We start from the raw sequence: 14,280 nt of genomic DNA on the forward strand, positions 1-14,280 counted from the left end.
CTACTCCCCGACGCGGTCCGCGACGGCCAGGCCGAGACTGCGCAGCATCTCAAGGTCGGCATTGCGGTCGCGCCCTTCGGTGGTGAGGTAGTTGCCGACGACGATGGAGTTGGCGCCGGCCGCGAAGATCTCGTGCTGCCGCTCCCCGAACATCAGCTCCCGCCCGCCGGCGATCATGATGCGCTCGGCGTCGGGCAACATCTCCCGCGTCAGCGTGATGAGCTCCAGGGCCTCGTCCGCCGTGAGCGGGTTGGGACGCAGGGGCAGCGCGGGATTGTGGTGGTAGAAGTTGATGGGCACGGAGACCGGGTTCAGTTTCTGCAGGGAGGTGAGCATACTGAGACGGTCCTCCTGGGTCTCGCCCAGGCCGAAGATCCCGCCGGAAATCAGTTTGAGACCGACGGCGTTGACATTCTCGCAGGTCTCGAATCGCTCGTCCCAGGGGTGGGTGGTGCAGATCTGCGGGTAGAACTCCCGGGAGGTCTCGAGGTTGTGGTTGTAGGCCTTGATCCCGGATCGTTTGAGGGTCTCGAGCTGGGAGACGGAGGCGGTACCGTTGCAGGCGATCAGGCGCAGTCCCGGAACCTCCGCGTTGACGGCCTCGGCGACTTCGCAGACGAAATCAAGGGTACGGTCGTCGAGGCCTTTATGCGCGGTGACGAGGCAGAAGCCGAGCGCACCGGAGGCTTTGGCCGAGCGCGCCTCTTCGATGATGTCGGGGACGGGCTTTTGCTTGTAGCGGGCGATGTCGGCTTTATAGCGGACGCTTTGGGAGCAGAACTTGCAGTCTTCGCTGCAGGTCCCGCTGTTGATGTTGCTGATAGCGCACAGGAAAACCTTCTCGGTCATTCCGATTCCCTCTCGAAACTGAAGTGCCGGGCGTGGAAAGTCTTATCTTCCAGCGGCCGGCTGTACTGGGTGACGTTGAAGGCGTCATCCGTGATCTCAAGCATAGCACATTCCGAGACCGGTTTGGACCGGGCGCATGCTTCGCCGGGGTTGAGGTAGAGCGTACCGTTTTTAAAATCGCACTCGAAAGTGTGCGTGTGGCCGAAGAGCACGATCTGGGCGTCGGCACTCATATAAAACGGCAGGTGCATCAGTTTGAATTTCGTCTTCGCCAGCTTGAAGTAGTGTGGCTCCTGCACCAGGTTGTAGCGGTTATGCACCGCCGCCAGGTGCGGGTCGTTGTTGCCGTAGACGGCGACGTAGCGTTTCCCGGCTACTTTCAGTTGCTGGAGCATCTCCTCTTTGACGATATCGCCGCAGTGGATCAGGAATTCGGCGCCCTCGGCCAGCAGGTGGTCGATCACCTGCTGGGAATACTCCACCTTTTTATGGGTGTCGGAGAGCAGCCCGATTTTCACGCCTCTTCCTCGATCGGTGTGCGGTGTTTGCACTTGACGCACTCATAGACCTCTTTGCCGCGGTAGGTGCGGCGCGCGAGAACGCCGTCGCACCCCTCCTGGTCGCACTTCTTGTCCGTCGGTTCGAACTTCGAGATGAATTTGCAGGTAGGGTAGTTCTCGCATCCCCAGAACGCCCCGCGGCGCGACTGGCGGAAGAGCAGTTTGCCGCCGCAGTCCGGGCAGGGGACCGTCGCCTCTTTCGGGGCTTCAAGGGGACGGGTGTTCTTGCATTTGGGGTAGGCGCTGCAAGCGAGGAACTTGCCGTTTCGGCCGCTTTTGATCACCATCGGGCTGCCGCACTTGTCGCAGATTTCGTCCGTCGTTTCCGCTTCCGGTGCCTGCTTTGCGGGTGCACCCTCTTCGGCAACCTGCTCGGTGTATTTGCACTTGGGGAAGCCGCTGCAGGCGATGAATTTGCCGTAACGGCCGGAGCGCATCAGCAGTTCCGAACCGCATTCGGGGCAGTTGCGGCCGATCGGCTCCGCCATCTTGAGGCTCTTGATCTCCGTTTTGCCCTTGGTGATCTCCTCCATGAAGGGGAAGTAGAAGTCGACGAGGACGTTCTGCCAGTCATGGTGTTCGTCGGCGATCTTGTCGAGGATCTCTTCCATGTTTGCGGTAAAGTTCGCGTCGACGATCTCCGGGAAGTGCTTCTCCAGGAGTTCGGTGACGGTAAAGGCGACCTCGGTCGGGACGATCTGGCGTTTTTCGATATCGATATAGCTGCGTGCCTGGAGCGTCGAGATCGTCGGGGCGTAGGTCGACGGGCGGCCGATCCCCTCGGCTTCGAGCTTCTTGATCAGGCTCGCTTCGGAGTAGCGTGACGGCGGCTCGGTAAAGTGCTGGGTCGGCGCGATCGACTCGAGGGCGATGCTCTGCCCCTCTTCGAGGGCCGGCAGCAGCTTGTCCTTGTCATCCGTGCCGAGGACTTTGTAAAAGCCGTCGAAGAGGAGCTTGCGGCCCGTCGCCTTGTACTCGGCGCTCTCGCTTTTGAAGGTGATGGACTGCTGTTCGAAGAGCGCATCGGTCATCTGGCAGGCGAGGAAGCGGGTGTAGATGAGGCGGTAGAGCTTCAGTTCGTCGGGTTTGAGGTACTGGGCCGCGACCTGCGGGGTGAAATCGAGCATTGTCGGGCGGATCGCTTCGTGGGCTTCCTGGGCACCCTTGGCTTTTTTGCCGTAGGCTTTGGGGGATTTCGGAAGGTACTTTTCGCCGTAGGTCTTGACGATGGTGTCGCGGGCCGCTTCGACGGCCTCTTTGGCCATATTGAGGGAGTCCGTACGCATATAGGTAATGACCCCGGAGGTACCGCTGGGGGTTTTGACCCCTTCATAGAGGGTCTGCGCCAGCATCATCGTCTTTTTCGGGGAGAAACCGAGCTTGCTCGAGGCCGTCTGCTGCAGGGTCGAGGTCATGAACGGCGGCGGCGTGGAGGTTTTGCGCTGTTTCGTTTCGATCGCGCTGACGCTGAAGGCCTCGCCGCGGATGCGGCCGGTCATCTCCTCGGCCTGGGCCTGGTTCTTGATGGAGAGTTTGTCGAGCTTTTCGCCGTCGTAGCTGTAGAGGCTGGCGTCGATGCCCGGGGTGAAAACCGTATCGATCGTCCAGTACTCTTCGGGTTTGAAGGCCTTGATCTCCCGTTCACGGTCGACGATGATCTTCAGTGTCGAAGACTGGACGCGGCCGCCGGAGAGCCCCTTCTGGATCTTGGAACTCAGCAGCGGGGAGAGCTTGTAACCGACGATACGGTCGAGCAGACGGCGGGTCTGCTGGGCGTTGACGCGGTCCATGTCGATGGCACGGGCCGTCTCCAGGGCGTGCTCGATAGCGGTTTTGGTAATCTCGTGGAAGACGATGCGCGGCAGGGCGGCAGGGTCTTTTTTGATCGCATGGGCAATGTGCCATCCGATCGCTTCTCCTTCGCGGTCCTCATCGGTCGCGATGTAGATTTCATCCGCTTTCTTGGCCAGATCCTGGATCTGTTTGACCGTGGGCGCATTCTCCTTGGAGACGCTGTATTCAGGGGTGAGCGTACGTGCCTCCTCGTCGACCTTGATGCCGAAGCGGCTTTTGGGGAGGTCGCGGATATGCCCCTTGGAAGCGATGACTTCGTACCCTTTTCCGAGGAAGTTCTTTATGGTTCTTGCCTTGGCCGGGGACTCTACGATAATCAGTTTCAATGAGTTTCCTATATATATAGTATTGCGGTTTTGAGTTCGCAAGTGTAGCGAAAAAAGTTTTAACGCTCTGAAACCGGTTTGCCAGATTAAGGCAGAGACAAGTTTTTTCGGACGGCCCTGGGGAGGTGCAGGGTTTTGAAGGCGGCGGTTTTGTATAATGGTCCGAAATCATGAATGGGGGAACCATGGAGCTGACAGAGAACCGCCTTGTAGATGAGGCCCGCCGGGAGCCGGTGAAGAACGCGTTTCGTCTGGGGTGGGAATTCGTAGAACGCAACCGCACGCTGGCACTGACAACCCTGGCCGCTTTTATGCTGCTCTCCCTGCTGGAGCTGATTCCGCTGCTGGGGATGGTTGCTGCCGTGGCGCTCGGCGTTTTTGCCCAGGCGGTACAGATCTATATCGGGCGCACCCTGGTCAATGCCGATACCATCGATACGTTTATCGCGTCAGCGGAACAGACGACGTTCGCAGCGTTCATGACCCGCTACCAGGCGCCCGCTTTCGGGGCCTGGCTGGCCTGGTTCGTGATGGGGATGGGGCTGTTCGTGCTCTGGATTGTGCTGGTGTTTGCGGTGGGAATAGACCCGGCCGTCCTCGAGGAGTCCGCCACGGACGAAGCGGAGCTCATCGCCTTCATGGAAGCGATGGGGATAACGGTGATCCCCATGCTGGTCGTCGGGATGCTGATCGCCTACGTCTACCCCATCGCCCAGGGGCGGGTGATCCTCTCGGACACGTTCGGGGAAGCGTTCAAGGCCGTATTTTCGGTCTTCACGCCCGCGGTGTGGCAGGTCGCGGCCAAGGGGGAGTATTTCCGTTTCGTCTTTTATCTCGGGCTGGCGTTCATGGGGATCGCCGCGCTGCTCATGGTTGTCGTGATGCTGCTGGTTCTGGTCCCTTTCCTGGGACCGGTCGTGATGGTTTTTCTGATGGCCGGGCTCTTCTACCCCGCCATGATGATCCTCGGTATCGCCAACGTTCTGGCGCTGCGGATTGCGGTGGGTGACTAGAAACGGCATCCCCGGTAGGCGTACTTCTCCGTCGCGTCAAGCAGGGCCGCGGCGACCTGTTCCACTTCCGACGATGTGAGCCGATGGTGGCAGGGCAGCTGCAACAGGGCTTTGTAGAAATCCTCCGTCACCGCTAAACGGACACTCTCATCTTTGAACGCAGTTGTTTTGTAGAGCGGTTTACAGCAGACCGCAGCCTCCACTCCTTTTGCACTGATACCGGTAAAAATATCCTCTTTGGGGCAGTAAAGCTGCGGCGTCAGCAGGACGGGGTAGCTGGCGGGTGCATCGTCGGGCGCGCGTTTCATGCGGTCGAAGAGGGTAGAACCTCCCAGCCGTTCATCCAGCAGGGCACTGTTTTCGCGGCGGCGTTCGCAGGCGGTTTCCAGCTGCGCCATCTGTTCCAGTGCCACGGCGGCGGCCAGGAGATCCAGCGTACAGTCGGCGCCGCGCAGGGGGAGGTCGTAGTTCCAGAGGCTGCCCGGCTTCCGGCCGGCGCTCCGGAAGAGGCGTGCATGCGCCGCGGTCGTATCATCGTCGGTGAGCAGAAAACCGGTGGGGCTGACACCTTCGGGCATAAGGGGCGACAGCGACCAGATAGCGGTGCCGCTGAACGGGGCCGGGGCAAGCGAACCGGTGGTGTCTTCGATCAGTGTCACTGCCGGGGGCAGTGCGGGGCATTGGGAGCGGATGCCTTCGAAATGGGTAAAGAGTACAGTCGCCGTTTCGGCGGTGACCGCGTTGTCGATGGCACTGCCCATCAGGACGCCGCCGAGGCTGATATCGCCGTAAACCGTTCGGACGCCGCTGCGCGTAAATGCGCTATGGCGATGCGGCGGGGCCATGGCGTCGGTGATAATCGTACCTGCACCCTGAAGGGCCGCTTCGAGCGCGGAAGCCGGCGTATCGAATGCGACGGCATGCGCGCAGCCGTGATAGGCCGCGACGGCCGCTTCCAGCTGCGGAAGCGCTTTGCCGTTCAGCCCGAACGTCCGTTCGGCGAGGGCGGCGCGTTCCCGTTCGCGCGGGCTAAAAGGAATCAGTGCGGCGGCACTGCTGTGAAGCGTCATTGTTTCGGCGGCTCCATGGCGTCACCCAGACCGGCATAGCGGGTCTCGTCCGCCGGTTCGGGTTCGTCCTCGATCACGTAGTGGCTGTTGTGCCGGGGCATCCGCGGTACCACCGCATGGGTGGTACGCCGCCGAAGCAGGTAGCGTTCGGTGCGGTAGCCGCCGAAGATGATCGCCCCGAGCAGGGCCAGGACGAAACTGCCGATAACCCAGGTCTTGACGAAGGCGTTCCATTCGCCCTGCCAGACGGTTTCGGTCAGGAGGAACAGGTCAAGTTCGCCTGTCACCAGCACCAGCAGACCGAGAAAGAGCACATAGGGGGCGACCAGCAGCATGAGAAAGAGCAAGAAGGGGTTGACGCTGACGGTTCCGCCCTTCATCCGTGATTGTTCCAACTCCGTAGCCGTCATGTCCGCTCCTTGCGTTGTGAGTCTATAATCATAGCATAGCTGGTGATATCCCGGTATTTTAACGTGTCGACGGGAAACGGGAGGCGGGTCTGCACGGGTTACTCCCTTAAGCAAAATCTAATGTAGGAGGAGCTATAATTTCGGCCTCTTAACTGATGGTCCCATAGCTCAGTTGGTAGAGCACCACCTTGACATGGTGGTGGTCACAGGTTCAAGTCCTGTTGGGGCCACCATTCTTCCAAACAAAATTAAATCCCACTCTTTATCCGATCCTTTAACGAAGTTCCATAGGAAAATGCGCTAGAATCACGCCATTATTTCCGGACGTCTTCGGGTGTCCCGTGACAAAATGAATGTTAGGAACAGAGATTGATGGATGCTATTGCACTCAAACACAACGACGATATCATAGACCTGCAAACCGCCGAGGCCCTCGGGATCAGCGGGGAAGCGATCGTACTGGATAACTCGGATGCCGCCCTGGAAGTGCTGCGCCACTCAACGGCACACCTGATGGCACAGGCGATCAACTCGCTCTACACCAATGCCAAGTTTTTCGTAGGTCCCGTTGTCAAAGAAGGGTTCTATTACGATTTCAAAGTCGACGAAGAGATCGGTGAAGCGGACCTGAAGAACATCGAGAAAGAGATGCTCAGACTGGCGAAAAAGAAGTATGACATCGAACGCTACGAGATCTCGATGGAAGAGGCCAAACGCAAATTCGGCAACGACGAACTGAAACTCGATGTCCTGAAGCGGATCCCGGAGACAAAAGTCTCCATCTACAAGCAGGGCGATTTCGAAGACCTCTGCCGCGGGCCGCACCTGCCGAGCATCGGGCATATCCGCCACTTCAAGCTGACGAAGATCGCCGGGGCCTACCGCGGCGGCGACAGCAAGAACGAGATGCTGACCCGGATCTACGGGATTGCGTTTGCAGACAAGGAGAGCCTCAAAGCCTACCTCGACCGTATGGCCGAGGCGGAGAAACGCGACCACCGCAAGATCGGGAACGAGATGAAACTCTTTACGTTCCGCGAAGAGGTCGGTGCGGGCTTCCCGATCTGGCTGCCGGCCGGAGGGCGCCTGCGCTCCCGCCTGGAGGGGCTGCTGTTCAAAGCCCACCGCAAGCGCGGCTACGAGCCGGTCCGCGGGCCGGAGATGCTGCGTTCGGACCTCTGGAAGACCTCCGGGCACTACCAGAATTACGGTGAGAACATGTACTTCACCAACATCGACGAGATCGAGTTCGGCGTCAAGCCGATGAACTGTGTCGGGCATATCAAGGCGTATGAACATGATTTGCACTCCTACCGCGACCTGCCGCTGAAGTACTTCGAATACGGCGTCGTCCACCGCCACGAGATGACGGGGGCGCTGCACGGACTCTTCCGCGTTCGGGAGTTTACGCAGGATGATGCCCACATCTTCTGTACGGCGGAGCAGATCGAGGGGCAGATCATCGAGATCGTCGATTTCATCGACAAGATCATGAAGACCTTCGGGTTCGAGTACCAGATGATGATCTCCACCAAGCCGGAGAAGGCCGTCGGCGACGACGCGATCTGGGAGACGGCGACCAACGCGCTCAAAACCGCGATGGACCGCAACAGCCTCTCCTACGGAATCGACGAGGGGGGCGGTGCCTTCTACGGGCCGAAGATCGACATCAAGATCACCGACGCCATCGGCCGTGAATGGCAGTGCGGCACGGTGCAGCTCGACTTCAACCTGCCGGAGCGTTTCGAGCTCGAATACACCGGCGAGGGCAACAGCAAAGTGCAGCCGGTGATGATCCACCGTGCGATTTTAGGTTCATTTGAGCGATTTATTGGTATATTGACAGAGCATTACGCTGGGGAATTTCCGATGTTCGTCGCACCGACGCAGGTGGCGATCATCCCGATTGCCGAGACACACAACGCTTATGCGAAGGAACTTTCCGATATGCTGATGGATATCGGCGCCGATTCGGAGATCTTCGATAAGAACGAGAGTCTGAACAAACGGATCCGTACAGCGGAAAAAGGACGGGTGCCTATGATCATCGTTATCGGTGACGAAGAGGTAAGCAATAAAAAAGTGGCGGTACGCGACCGCCGCGAACGGACGCAGTACGAACTCGCAGAAGCGGAGTTCATGGGGCTGATCCAAAAGAAAATTAATGAGGTACATTTTTGAGTAAAAAACAAGACCGCGTCATCATGAACGATGACATCCGAGCTCACGAGGTACGCTGTGTTGTAGACGGCGGAGAGGCACTGGGCATCGTCCCGACAGAAGTCGCGATGGACAAGGCGAATGAGCTCGGACTCGATCTTGTTCTGATCTCACCGACGGCGAAACCGCCGGTCGCGAAGATCATGGATTACGGTAAATTCAAGTACCAAGAAGAGAAGAAGAAAAAAGAGGCCAAGAAGAAGCAGGTCAAGATCGAGGTCAAGGAGATCAAGCTCTCCGTCAAGATCGCCGAGAACGACGTCGGCTACAAGGTCAAGCACGCCCGCGAGTTCCTCGAAGAGGGCAAGCACGTCAAATTCCGCGTCTTCCTTCGCGGCCGTGAAATGGCCCACCCCGAAGCGGCAAAGGATGTCCTGCTCAAAGTGTGGCCGATGGTCGAAGATATCGGCGTCATGGACAAAGAACCCCGCCTGGAAGGACGCTACTACAATATGCTCGTCCTGCCGAAAAAAGACGACAAGAAGAAGTAACGCTTTCCCCCGCTGCCGGCACTCGCCGGCACTTTCCAATCAATCTATTCCATTTTAACACTTTATACGCTATAATCGCGTCCTCATTTTATACCCTCGGGTGTAAATGTCGAGATTACAGAAAGGATGCACGATGCCAAAGATGAAATCGGTCAAGGGCGCTGTCAAGCGTTTCAAGGTCAAGAAAAGCGGCAAAGTCAAACGCGGTACAGCGTTTCGCAGCCACATCCTGACAAAACAGGATGCCGGTACACGCCGTAAGCAGAACACGCCGAAGTATCTGACGAATACAGATGCCAAAGCCGTCAAAGCGATGATCGCGTAAGCGGTCCAACAGCCAACTCTCCAGTCCAGACTGGGCAAGTCCGCACAGCGGCACCCGAAACATTGAAAGATATGAACGGGTAAAGAAAGGAAACAGAATATGCCAAGAGTAAAAACAGGTGTCGTCAGACGCCGTCGTCACAAAAAAGTACTGAAACTTGCACGCGGTTTCTACAGCGGTCGCCGCAAACACTTCCGCAAAGCGAAAGAGCAGCTCGAGCGCAGCCTCGTTTATGCTTACCGTGACCGCAAGCAGAAAAAACGCGATTTCCGCAAACTGTGGATCGTTCGTATCAACGCGGCATGCCGCCTCAACGATATGAACTACTCTACGTTCATGAACGGTCTGAAAAAAGCAGGCATCGAGCTTGACCGTAAAATTCTTGCCGATATGGCGATGAACGACGCCGCGGCTTTCTCCGCCGTCGCTGCACAGGCCAAAGCGGCCCTGTAATCTTCCGGGGCCCCGGCCCCGACTCCCTTTTCCCCTTTTAGACAATCTTCTGTACAATTGATGACCTCGACGACGAAGGTGATCCATGGTCCACGAACTCTCTACGCCCCTGGCGACCCATCTTGTAAACAGGCTGCGTGACGAAGCCACCGACGCCGAAAGTTTTCGACGCCTGATCGCCCAACTGACGCTGCTTTTGGCGGATGCTGCGATCGGGACGGACGATCTGAACCCGGTGCGCCTTCAAACCTGGCGGGGGGAGGCGGAGTACCCCCTGGTTGCGGAGTCGGAGCTCCTTTTTGTGACGATACTGCGGGCGGGGCTGCCGATGCTCGAAGCGGCGATGGCGCTCTTCCCGCAGGCGTCGGCCGGTTTTCTGGCAATAAAGCGGGACGAAACGACGCACGAAGCGAAACTCTACTATGACCGTGTCCCCGACTGCCGCGGTAAACATGTCATCCTCGTCGACCCGATGGTCGCCACGGGAGGCTCTCTTGCCGATGCCGTGACGCTGCTGCGCCGAAAAGCGCCGGGTCGGCTCACGTCGCTGCATATCATCGCTTCACCCGAAGGGCTGGACAGGGTAAGCGCCGAGCATCCGGATCTTGCCCTCTATGTTGCCCGGATTGATCCGGGGCTGGACGCGGACAAGTTCATTCAACCGGGGCTTGGTGATGCCGGGGACCGGGCGTTTAATACACTTTAAACATATATAAACGCAGTTTTTAACGATCTCCTTATATTTTCTCGTATAGTATAGGCCTATGGCATACTCTATTAAGGTTGATCGGTGAAATTTGGAGCGTTATGGAGCTGCGCCGTTCCGCTCGTGCTTCTTGCTTCCGGAACGGGAGGGGACGAGCTGTCCGCGCTGTTGGAAGCAGCGAACCGGGACGTGTCGGAGGCGGGTCTGAATCTCGACTATACGACGTCGGTCGTCTCGGTGCTTGAACACGACCAGCTGTTCCGGCTGGGGGTGAATACCCTCTTTGAAGCCCTTTCGATTGTCCCCGGGGTCGAGACGAGTATCAGCCAGTTCGGGGTGAAGAAAGTCATCGTACGCGGCTTTGACAACCCTAACACCTTTACCTTTGACAAAACACGCCTTGAACTCGACGGCGTTCCCATCGAAACCGCTTTTTTGTCGAATACGGCCACTTTCCTGGAACTGCCCGTTGCCGTGATCGAGCGCATCGAAGTGCTGCGCGGACCGGCGTCGGCCTATTACGGAAACGGTGCGTTTAACGGGGTCATCAGTGTGACAACACGGCATACGGAAGGGGACGGCAGCGCAGTGTTCTTCGGCGGGGGGAGCTACGCTTACCGGATGGGGGGCGGACGCCTCGTTGAAGCGCTGGGACCGGAGACGACGCTGCAGGCCGACGTTTATCTGCAGCGTTCCGAGAAATTTCTGTCTGCCGGGGACGACTTCGTTCCGCAATATATCTACGAGCCGGGAACGGGGACGATACCGTTCCTCCGTGCCCCCGAAAGCAACGAACGCCTGAACGATTACAGTATCGGTGCGACGATCGCCCATAATGGGTGGAGTCTGAAAAGCCGTATGAAGAGCCGTGAGAGCGGGAATTACTACGGATGGAACGAGCGCCTGGAGCTTGACACGGACCCCCGCAACATCGAGCGTTATTTTTTCGTCGAGGGCGGTTACGAAGCAACGCTCAGCGGGGCGACGACACTGCACACCACGCTGATGTACAGCTATTATGACCTGGATATCGAGGCACAGGACTATTACAGGGACCCGGACACCGGTGTCATGGTGCCGTACCGTTTCAGTGTCACCGAAAGCGAGGACAAGTTCCGGGTCGAGAGCCGTATGAGCAGTACCGAGGTGGAAGGGCATCATCTGAACGCCGGGGTGCTCTGGCAACGCATACGGGAGCGGAACAATGAGATCAGCGAGGCACTGTCGCCCTACGGGGACCGTCCGGTCGTCGAACCGGGACTGCAGCGTGATAACATCGCGCTCTATCTTCAGGACAATTGGGACCTGGACCGAAGGTTCGGTATCCTGCTCGCCGCGCGGGGGGATTACTATACCAAGGAGAAGCGGTTCTACCCGAGTGCCCAGCTCGGGGCCCTCTATACCCCGAATGACCGGTGGCAGCTGAAGGCCAATTACGGCCATGCATTCCGGATCCCGTCATGGGTGGAGCAGTATTCGGTCGAATACGGCCCCGGGGACGGCACCCGAAGCGGTAATCCGGACCTCAAGGCCGAGACGACGGATACGTTTGAGCTGATCGCCATCTACAAAAAGGATGCCGCGCAGCGTTTCCAGGTCAATACCTATCACGCCCTGCAGCATGATGTCCTCGACATCGATGATAAGCCGGCTGAAGGCGGTTACAGGAACTGGCCGTCACGGACATCGACGGGGGTTGAAGTGGCCTATGACGCCATGCTGCTGGCCCAGGACCATCTGCATCTGAGTCTCTCCTATACAAACACGACGTACCAGACGGCCGGCAGCGGGATCGAGCAGTTGATGCCGACGGCGGCCATCTGGATGGGCAAGGGGTACTTTGTCCACTACCTGAGTCCACTCTTTTCCTTCTCCGTTTTGGCCAAGTATATCGGGGAACACCCCTATAACAGGGAGTTTGAGGCGCGGGCCGGGACGGTGAATATGGACCCGTACCTGATTATGGATACGACGGTGGCCTATGTCAGCCCGCTGCACTGGAGCCTGCTTTTTTCCATCAAAAACCTGCTGGATGAAGACGTGCGTTATCCCAGCTACTACTCACGCCATCCTGACGGCCTTCCGCGGGAAGAGCGTAATTTCCTTGTGGAAGCCGAGTACCGGTTTTGAAACGGTGGGTGTTCCTGGTCCTCGTGCTGCCGCTGGCACTGGCGGCGTACCAGTATGAACCGGTGCTGCTGGAGACCCAGGCCAAACTTGCCCCCCGCCTGCTGATGATGAGTGAGGGAGTGGAAAAGCATTCGGCGGACCTGCTCTCGATCTGTGTCATTTACGAAGCGGGAGAAGGGGAGGTGGCGGACGCGTTTGCGGGGATGGTGCGCTCGGCGTATCCGGACGGCTGGAAAGGCATGAGGATACGGATCGTCAAAAGCCGCTACGAGGCACTGGAGACGCGCTGCGATCGCTGTGAACTTCTTTTTTTGCTCAACGCGGACGAAGAGAAAGTCCGGCGCGCCGTCTCCTATGCAACCGCGCATCAGAAACTGACAATGGCCTATGAGAACCGCTTCCTCGAAGAGGGGGTGCTGATGTCGCTGCATGTGGGCCGGAGTGTCCGCCCCTACCTTAACCTGCAGCAGGCCAAAGAAGCGGGGATCCATTTCAGCAGCGCTCTCAAGCGCATCTCCAAGTTCCTGGACCTGCCGAAGGAGACGCCGTGAAGCCCTCTGTCAGCGTCCGGACCCGTATCCTCGGCACGGTCATCGTCTTCGCCTTTGCCCTTTTCATGCTGGTGCAGTACCAGTACGAGGTCAAGCTCAAAGTGATCCTCAATACGACCGAGCAGAGCAAGTACGAGACGGTGGCCGATACGGTCCTCCCTATCCTGGCGGTCAATACGGCTTTCGAACTCGAACATGAGAACCGCCAGTACATTTCCGAACTGGTGCGCCAAAATCCTGACCTCGTACGTGTTATCCTCACAGCCGACGGCATGGGGATGATTGACATCGGGGAACACATTGCAGAAAATACGACGCTGATCCGCCTGCATAAAATCGTGCCTGACCCGCAGGGCGGGAGTGCGCTGGGCGAAGTGACCTTCATCTTTACCAGCCGGGTTTTGCAGATGACAGAACAGGAGCACCGGACCTTCATCATCAGTTTCGTGCTCGTTGCGGGGCTGCTGTTGCTGCTGCTGATCGTCATCCTGCATTACGCTATGCGGCCGATTTACGTCCTGCTCAACTGGATCCGGGATTTCGACCCCAAAACCGATGACATGAGTACGATGCCGGAGGCGTGCTGCGATGAGGTGCGTATGATCGAGGAGTCGATGCAGCAGATGTTTGAACGTATCCGCCATTACACCGCGGAACTCGATGAACTCAACCGTAACCTGGATGAGAAAGTACGTGAACGTACCGATGCCCTGAGCTGGACCAACGCGCAGTTGCAGGAGGAGATCCGAATTCGGGAAGCGGCGGAGCAGGCGCTGAAGGCGGCCAATGAACGGCTGACGGCGCTGAGCCGTCTGGATGTCCTGACGGGGATCGCCAACCGCCGTTCATTCCAGGAGCATCTGAACGAATCCTGGGCGGTGTGCGTCCGCGAGCAGATCCCCCTCTCGCTCATTATCTGTGATATCGACCACTTCAAACGGGTCAACGATACCTACGGGCATCCTGCCGGTGACGTGGTGATCCGGAGCATTGCGGAGATCCTCGGTACAGAGATCAGGCGTGCATCCGACCTCGTGGCCCGCTACGGCGGCGAAGAGTTCGCCGTGATCCTATTCGATACCGGGTACGCCGATGCACTGGCGCTGGCGAAACGGCTGCAGGAGAAGGTCTGGGCAATGCCACCGCTTCCGCCGCCGGCGGAAGCGGTCAGCGGTATTACGCTCAGTTTCGGGTTTTGTTCGCTGGTGCCCGGGCCGCATGACAGCATCGCCAAATGCATCGCCGCCGCAGACCAGGCGCTCTACAAGGCGAAAAAAGCGGGACGGGACCGCATCGTCTACGGGGAGTGCAGCGAGGAGTAG

Annotated in this window: 14 protein-coding genes and 1 tRNA gene; 10 read left to right on the forward strand and 5 right to left on the reverse strand. The window is 58.3% G+C overall.

What is annotated here, in order from left to right; genetic code table 11:
* From WCX49_RS01835 to topA, 3 genes are read right to left on the reverse strand one after another with little or no spacing between them, the layout of a single operon-like run.
* On the reverse strand, window positions 1–849 hold the full coding sequence (locus tag WCX49_RS01835) for a biotin synthase (RefSeq protein WP_345985884.1): 849 nt from the start codon (window positions 847–849) through the stop codon (window positions 1–3).
* Complete coding sequence (locus WCX49_RS01840; RefSeq protein WP_345985885.1) at window positions 846–1,367, reverse strand: YfcE family phosphodiesterase; 522 nt, start codon at window positions 1,365–1,367, stop codon at window positions 846–848. Before WCX49_RS01840 ends, WCX49_RS01835 begins: the two co-directional genes overlap by 4 nt.
* The gene (gene topA, locus WCX49_RS01845; RefSeq protein ID WP_345985886.1) at window positions 1,364–3,589 is read right to left on the reverse strand and encodes a type I DNA topoisomerase; all 2,226 of its coding nucleotides are present in this window, start codon (window positions 3,587–3,589) and stop codon (window positions 1,364–1,366) included. Before topA ends, WCX49_RS01840 begins: the two co-directional genes overlap by 4 nt.
* Before the next feature lie 170 nt (window positions 3,590–3,759).
* On the opposite strand from topA, the gene WCX49_RS01850 reads away from it, so the two are divergent.
* On the forward strand, window positions 3,760–4,602 hold the full coding sequence (locus WCX49_RS01850) for a hypothetical protein (protein WP_345985887.1): 843 nt from the start codon (window positions 3,760–3,762) through the stop codon (window positions 4,600–4,602).
* Here the strand turns inward: WCX49_RS01850 and WCX49_RS01855 are convergent.
* A complete protein-coding gene (locus WCX49_RS01855) occupies window positions 4,599–5,672 on the reverse strand; it encodes a DegT/DnrJ/EryC1/StrS family aminotransferase (RefSeq protein ID WP_345985888.1) in 1,074 nt (357 codons plus the stop codon). The two genes, WCX49_RS01850 and WCX49_RS01855, sit on opposite strands and share 4 nt — an antisense overlap.
* Complete coding sequence (locus tag WCX49_RS01860; RefSeq protein WP_345985889.1) at window positions 5,669–6,082, reverse strand: hypothetical protein; 414 nt, start codon at window positions 6,080–6,082, stop codon at window positions 5,669–5,671. The genes WCX49_RS01855 and WCX49_RS01860 overlap by 4 nt, the downstream gene beginning before the upstream one ends.
* 157 nt (window positions 6,083–6,239) lie before the next feature.
* Here WCX49_RS01860 and WCX49_RS01865 point away from each other — a divergent pair.
* From WCX49_RS01865 to WCX49_RS01905, 9 genes are all read left to right on the forward strand, one after another.
* Window positions 6,240–6,315: transfer RNA gene (locus WCX49_RS01865), tRNA-Val, on the forward strand.
* A gap of 139 nt (window positions 6,316–6,454) precedes the next feature.
* Entirely contained in the window at window positions 6,455–8,263 is a 1,809-nt protein-coding gene (gene thrS, locus WCX49_RS01870; RefSeq protein ID WP_345985890.1) for a threonine--tRNA ligase, read from the forward strand.
* Entirely contained in the window at window positions 8,260–8,793 is a 534-nt protein-coding gene (gene infC, locus WCX49_RS01875) for a translation initiation factor IF-3 (protein WP_345985891.1), read from the forward strand. The genes thrS and infC overlap by 4 nt, the downstream gene beginning before the upstream one ends.
* 133 nt (window positions 8,794–8,926) lie before the next feature.
* Window positions 8,927–9,118 carry a 50S ribosomal protein L35 gene (gene rpmI, locus WCX49_RS01880; protein ID WP_345985892.1) on the forward strand — a complete coding sequence of 64 codons (192 nt, stop codon included), beginning with the start codon at window positions 8,927–8,929 and terminating at the stop codon, window positions 9,116–9,118.
* A gap of 99 nt (window positions 9,119–9,217) precedes the next feature.
* Complete coding sequence (rplT, locus tag WCX49_RS01885) at window positions 9,218–9,571, forward strand: 50S ribosomal protein L20 (RefSeq protein WP_231020066.1); 354 nt, start codon at window positions 9,218–9,220, stop codon at window positions 9,569–9,571.
* Window positions 9,572–9,656: 85 nt separating this feature from the next.
* Window positions 9,657–10,277, forward strand: a complete 621-nt coding sequence (gene upp, locus WCX49_RS01890) for a uracil phosphoribosyltransferase (protein ID WP_345985893.1) — start codon at window positions 9,657–9,659, stop codon at window positions 10,275–10,277.
* Window positions 10,278–10,361: 84 nt separating this feature from the next.
* Window positions 10,362–12,407, forward strand: a complete 2,046-nt coding sequence (locus WCX49_RS01895) for a TonB-dependent receptor (protein ID WP_345985894.1) — start codon at window positions 10,362–10,364, stop codon at window positions 12,405–12,407.
* Window positions 12,404–12,958, forward strand: coding sequence for a YfiR family protein (locus WCX49_RS01900; protein WP_345985895.1), 555 nt, complete (start codon window positions 12,404–12,406; stop codon window positions 12,956–12,958). Before WCX49_RS01895 ends, WCX49_RS01900 begins: the two co-directional genes overlap by 4 nt.
* Window positions 12,955–14,280 carry a diguanylate cyclase gene (locus WCX49_RS01905; protein ID WP_345985896.1) on the forward strand — a complete coding sequence of 442 codons (1,326 nt, stop codon included), beginning with the start codon at window positions 12,955–12,957 and terminating at the stop codon, window positions 14,278–14,280. The genes WCX49_RS01900 and WCX49_RS01905 overlap by 4 nt, the downstream gene beginning before the upstream one ends.

Source organism: Sulfurimonas sp. HSL-1656, from assembly GCF_039645585.1.
Taxonomy (GTDB): domain Bacteria; phylum Campylobacterota; class Campylobacteria; order Campylobacterales; family Sulfurimonadaceae; genus Thiomicrolovo; species Thiomicrolovo subterrani.

Coding starts and splice junctions, on each gene's coding strand:
- rpmI (WP_345985892.1), top strand. CDS start 8,927: ATGCCAAAGATGAAATCGGTCAAGGGCGCTGTCAAGCGTTTCAAGGTC.
- WCX49_RS01835 (WP_345985884.1), bottom strand. CDS start 849: ATGACCGAGAAGGTTTTCCTGTGCGCTATCAGCAACATCAACAGCGGG.
- thrS (WP_345985890.1), top strand. CDS start 6,455: ATGGATGCTATTGCACTCAAACACAACGACGATATCATAGACCTGCAA.
- WCX49_RS01850 (WP_345985887.1), top strand. CDS start 3,760: ATGAATGGGGGAACCATGGAGCTGACAGAGAACCGCCTTGTAGATGAG.
- WCX49_RS01855 (WP_345985888.1), bottom strand. CDS start 5,672: ATGACGCTTCACAGCAGTGCCGCCGCACTGATTCCTTTTAGCCCGCGC.
- upp (WP_345985893.1), top strand. CDS start 9,657: ATGGTCCACGAACTCTCTACGCCCCTGGCGACCCATCTTGTAAACAGG.
- WCX49_RS01860 (WP_345985889.1), bottom strand. CDS start 6,082: ATGACGGCTACGGAGTTGGAACAATCACGGATGAAGGGCGGAACCGTC.
- rplT (WP_231020066.1), top strand. CDS start 9,218: ATGCCAAGAGTAAAAACAGGTGTCGTCAGACGCCGTCGTCACAAAAAA.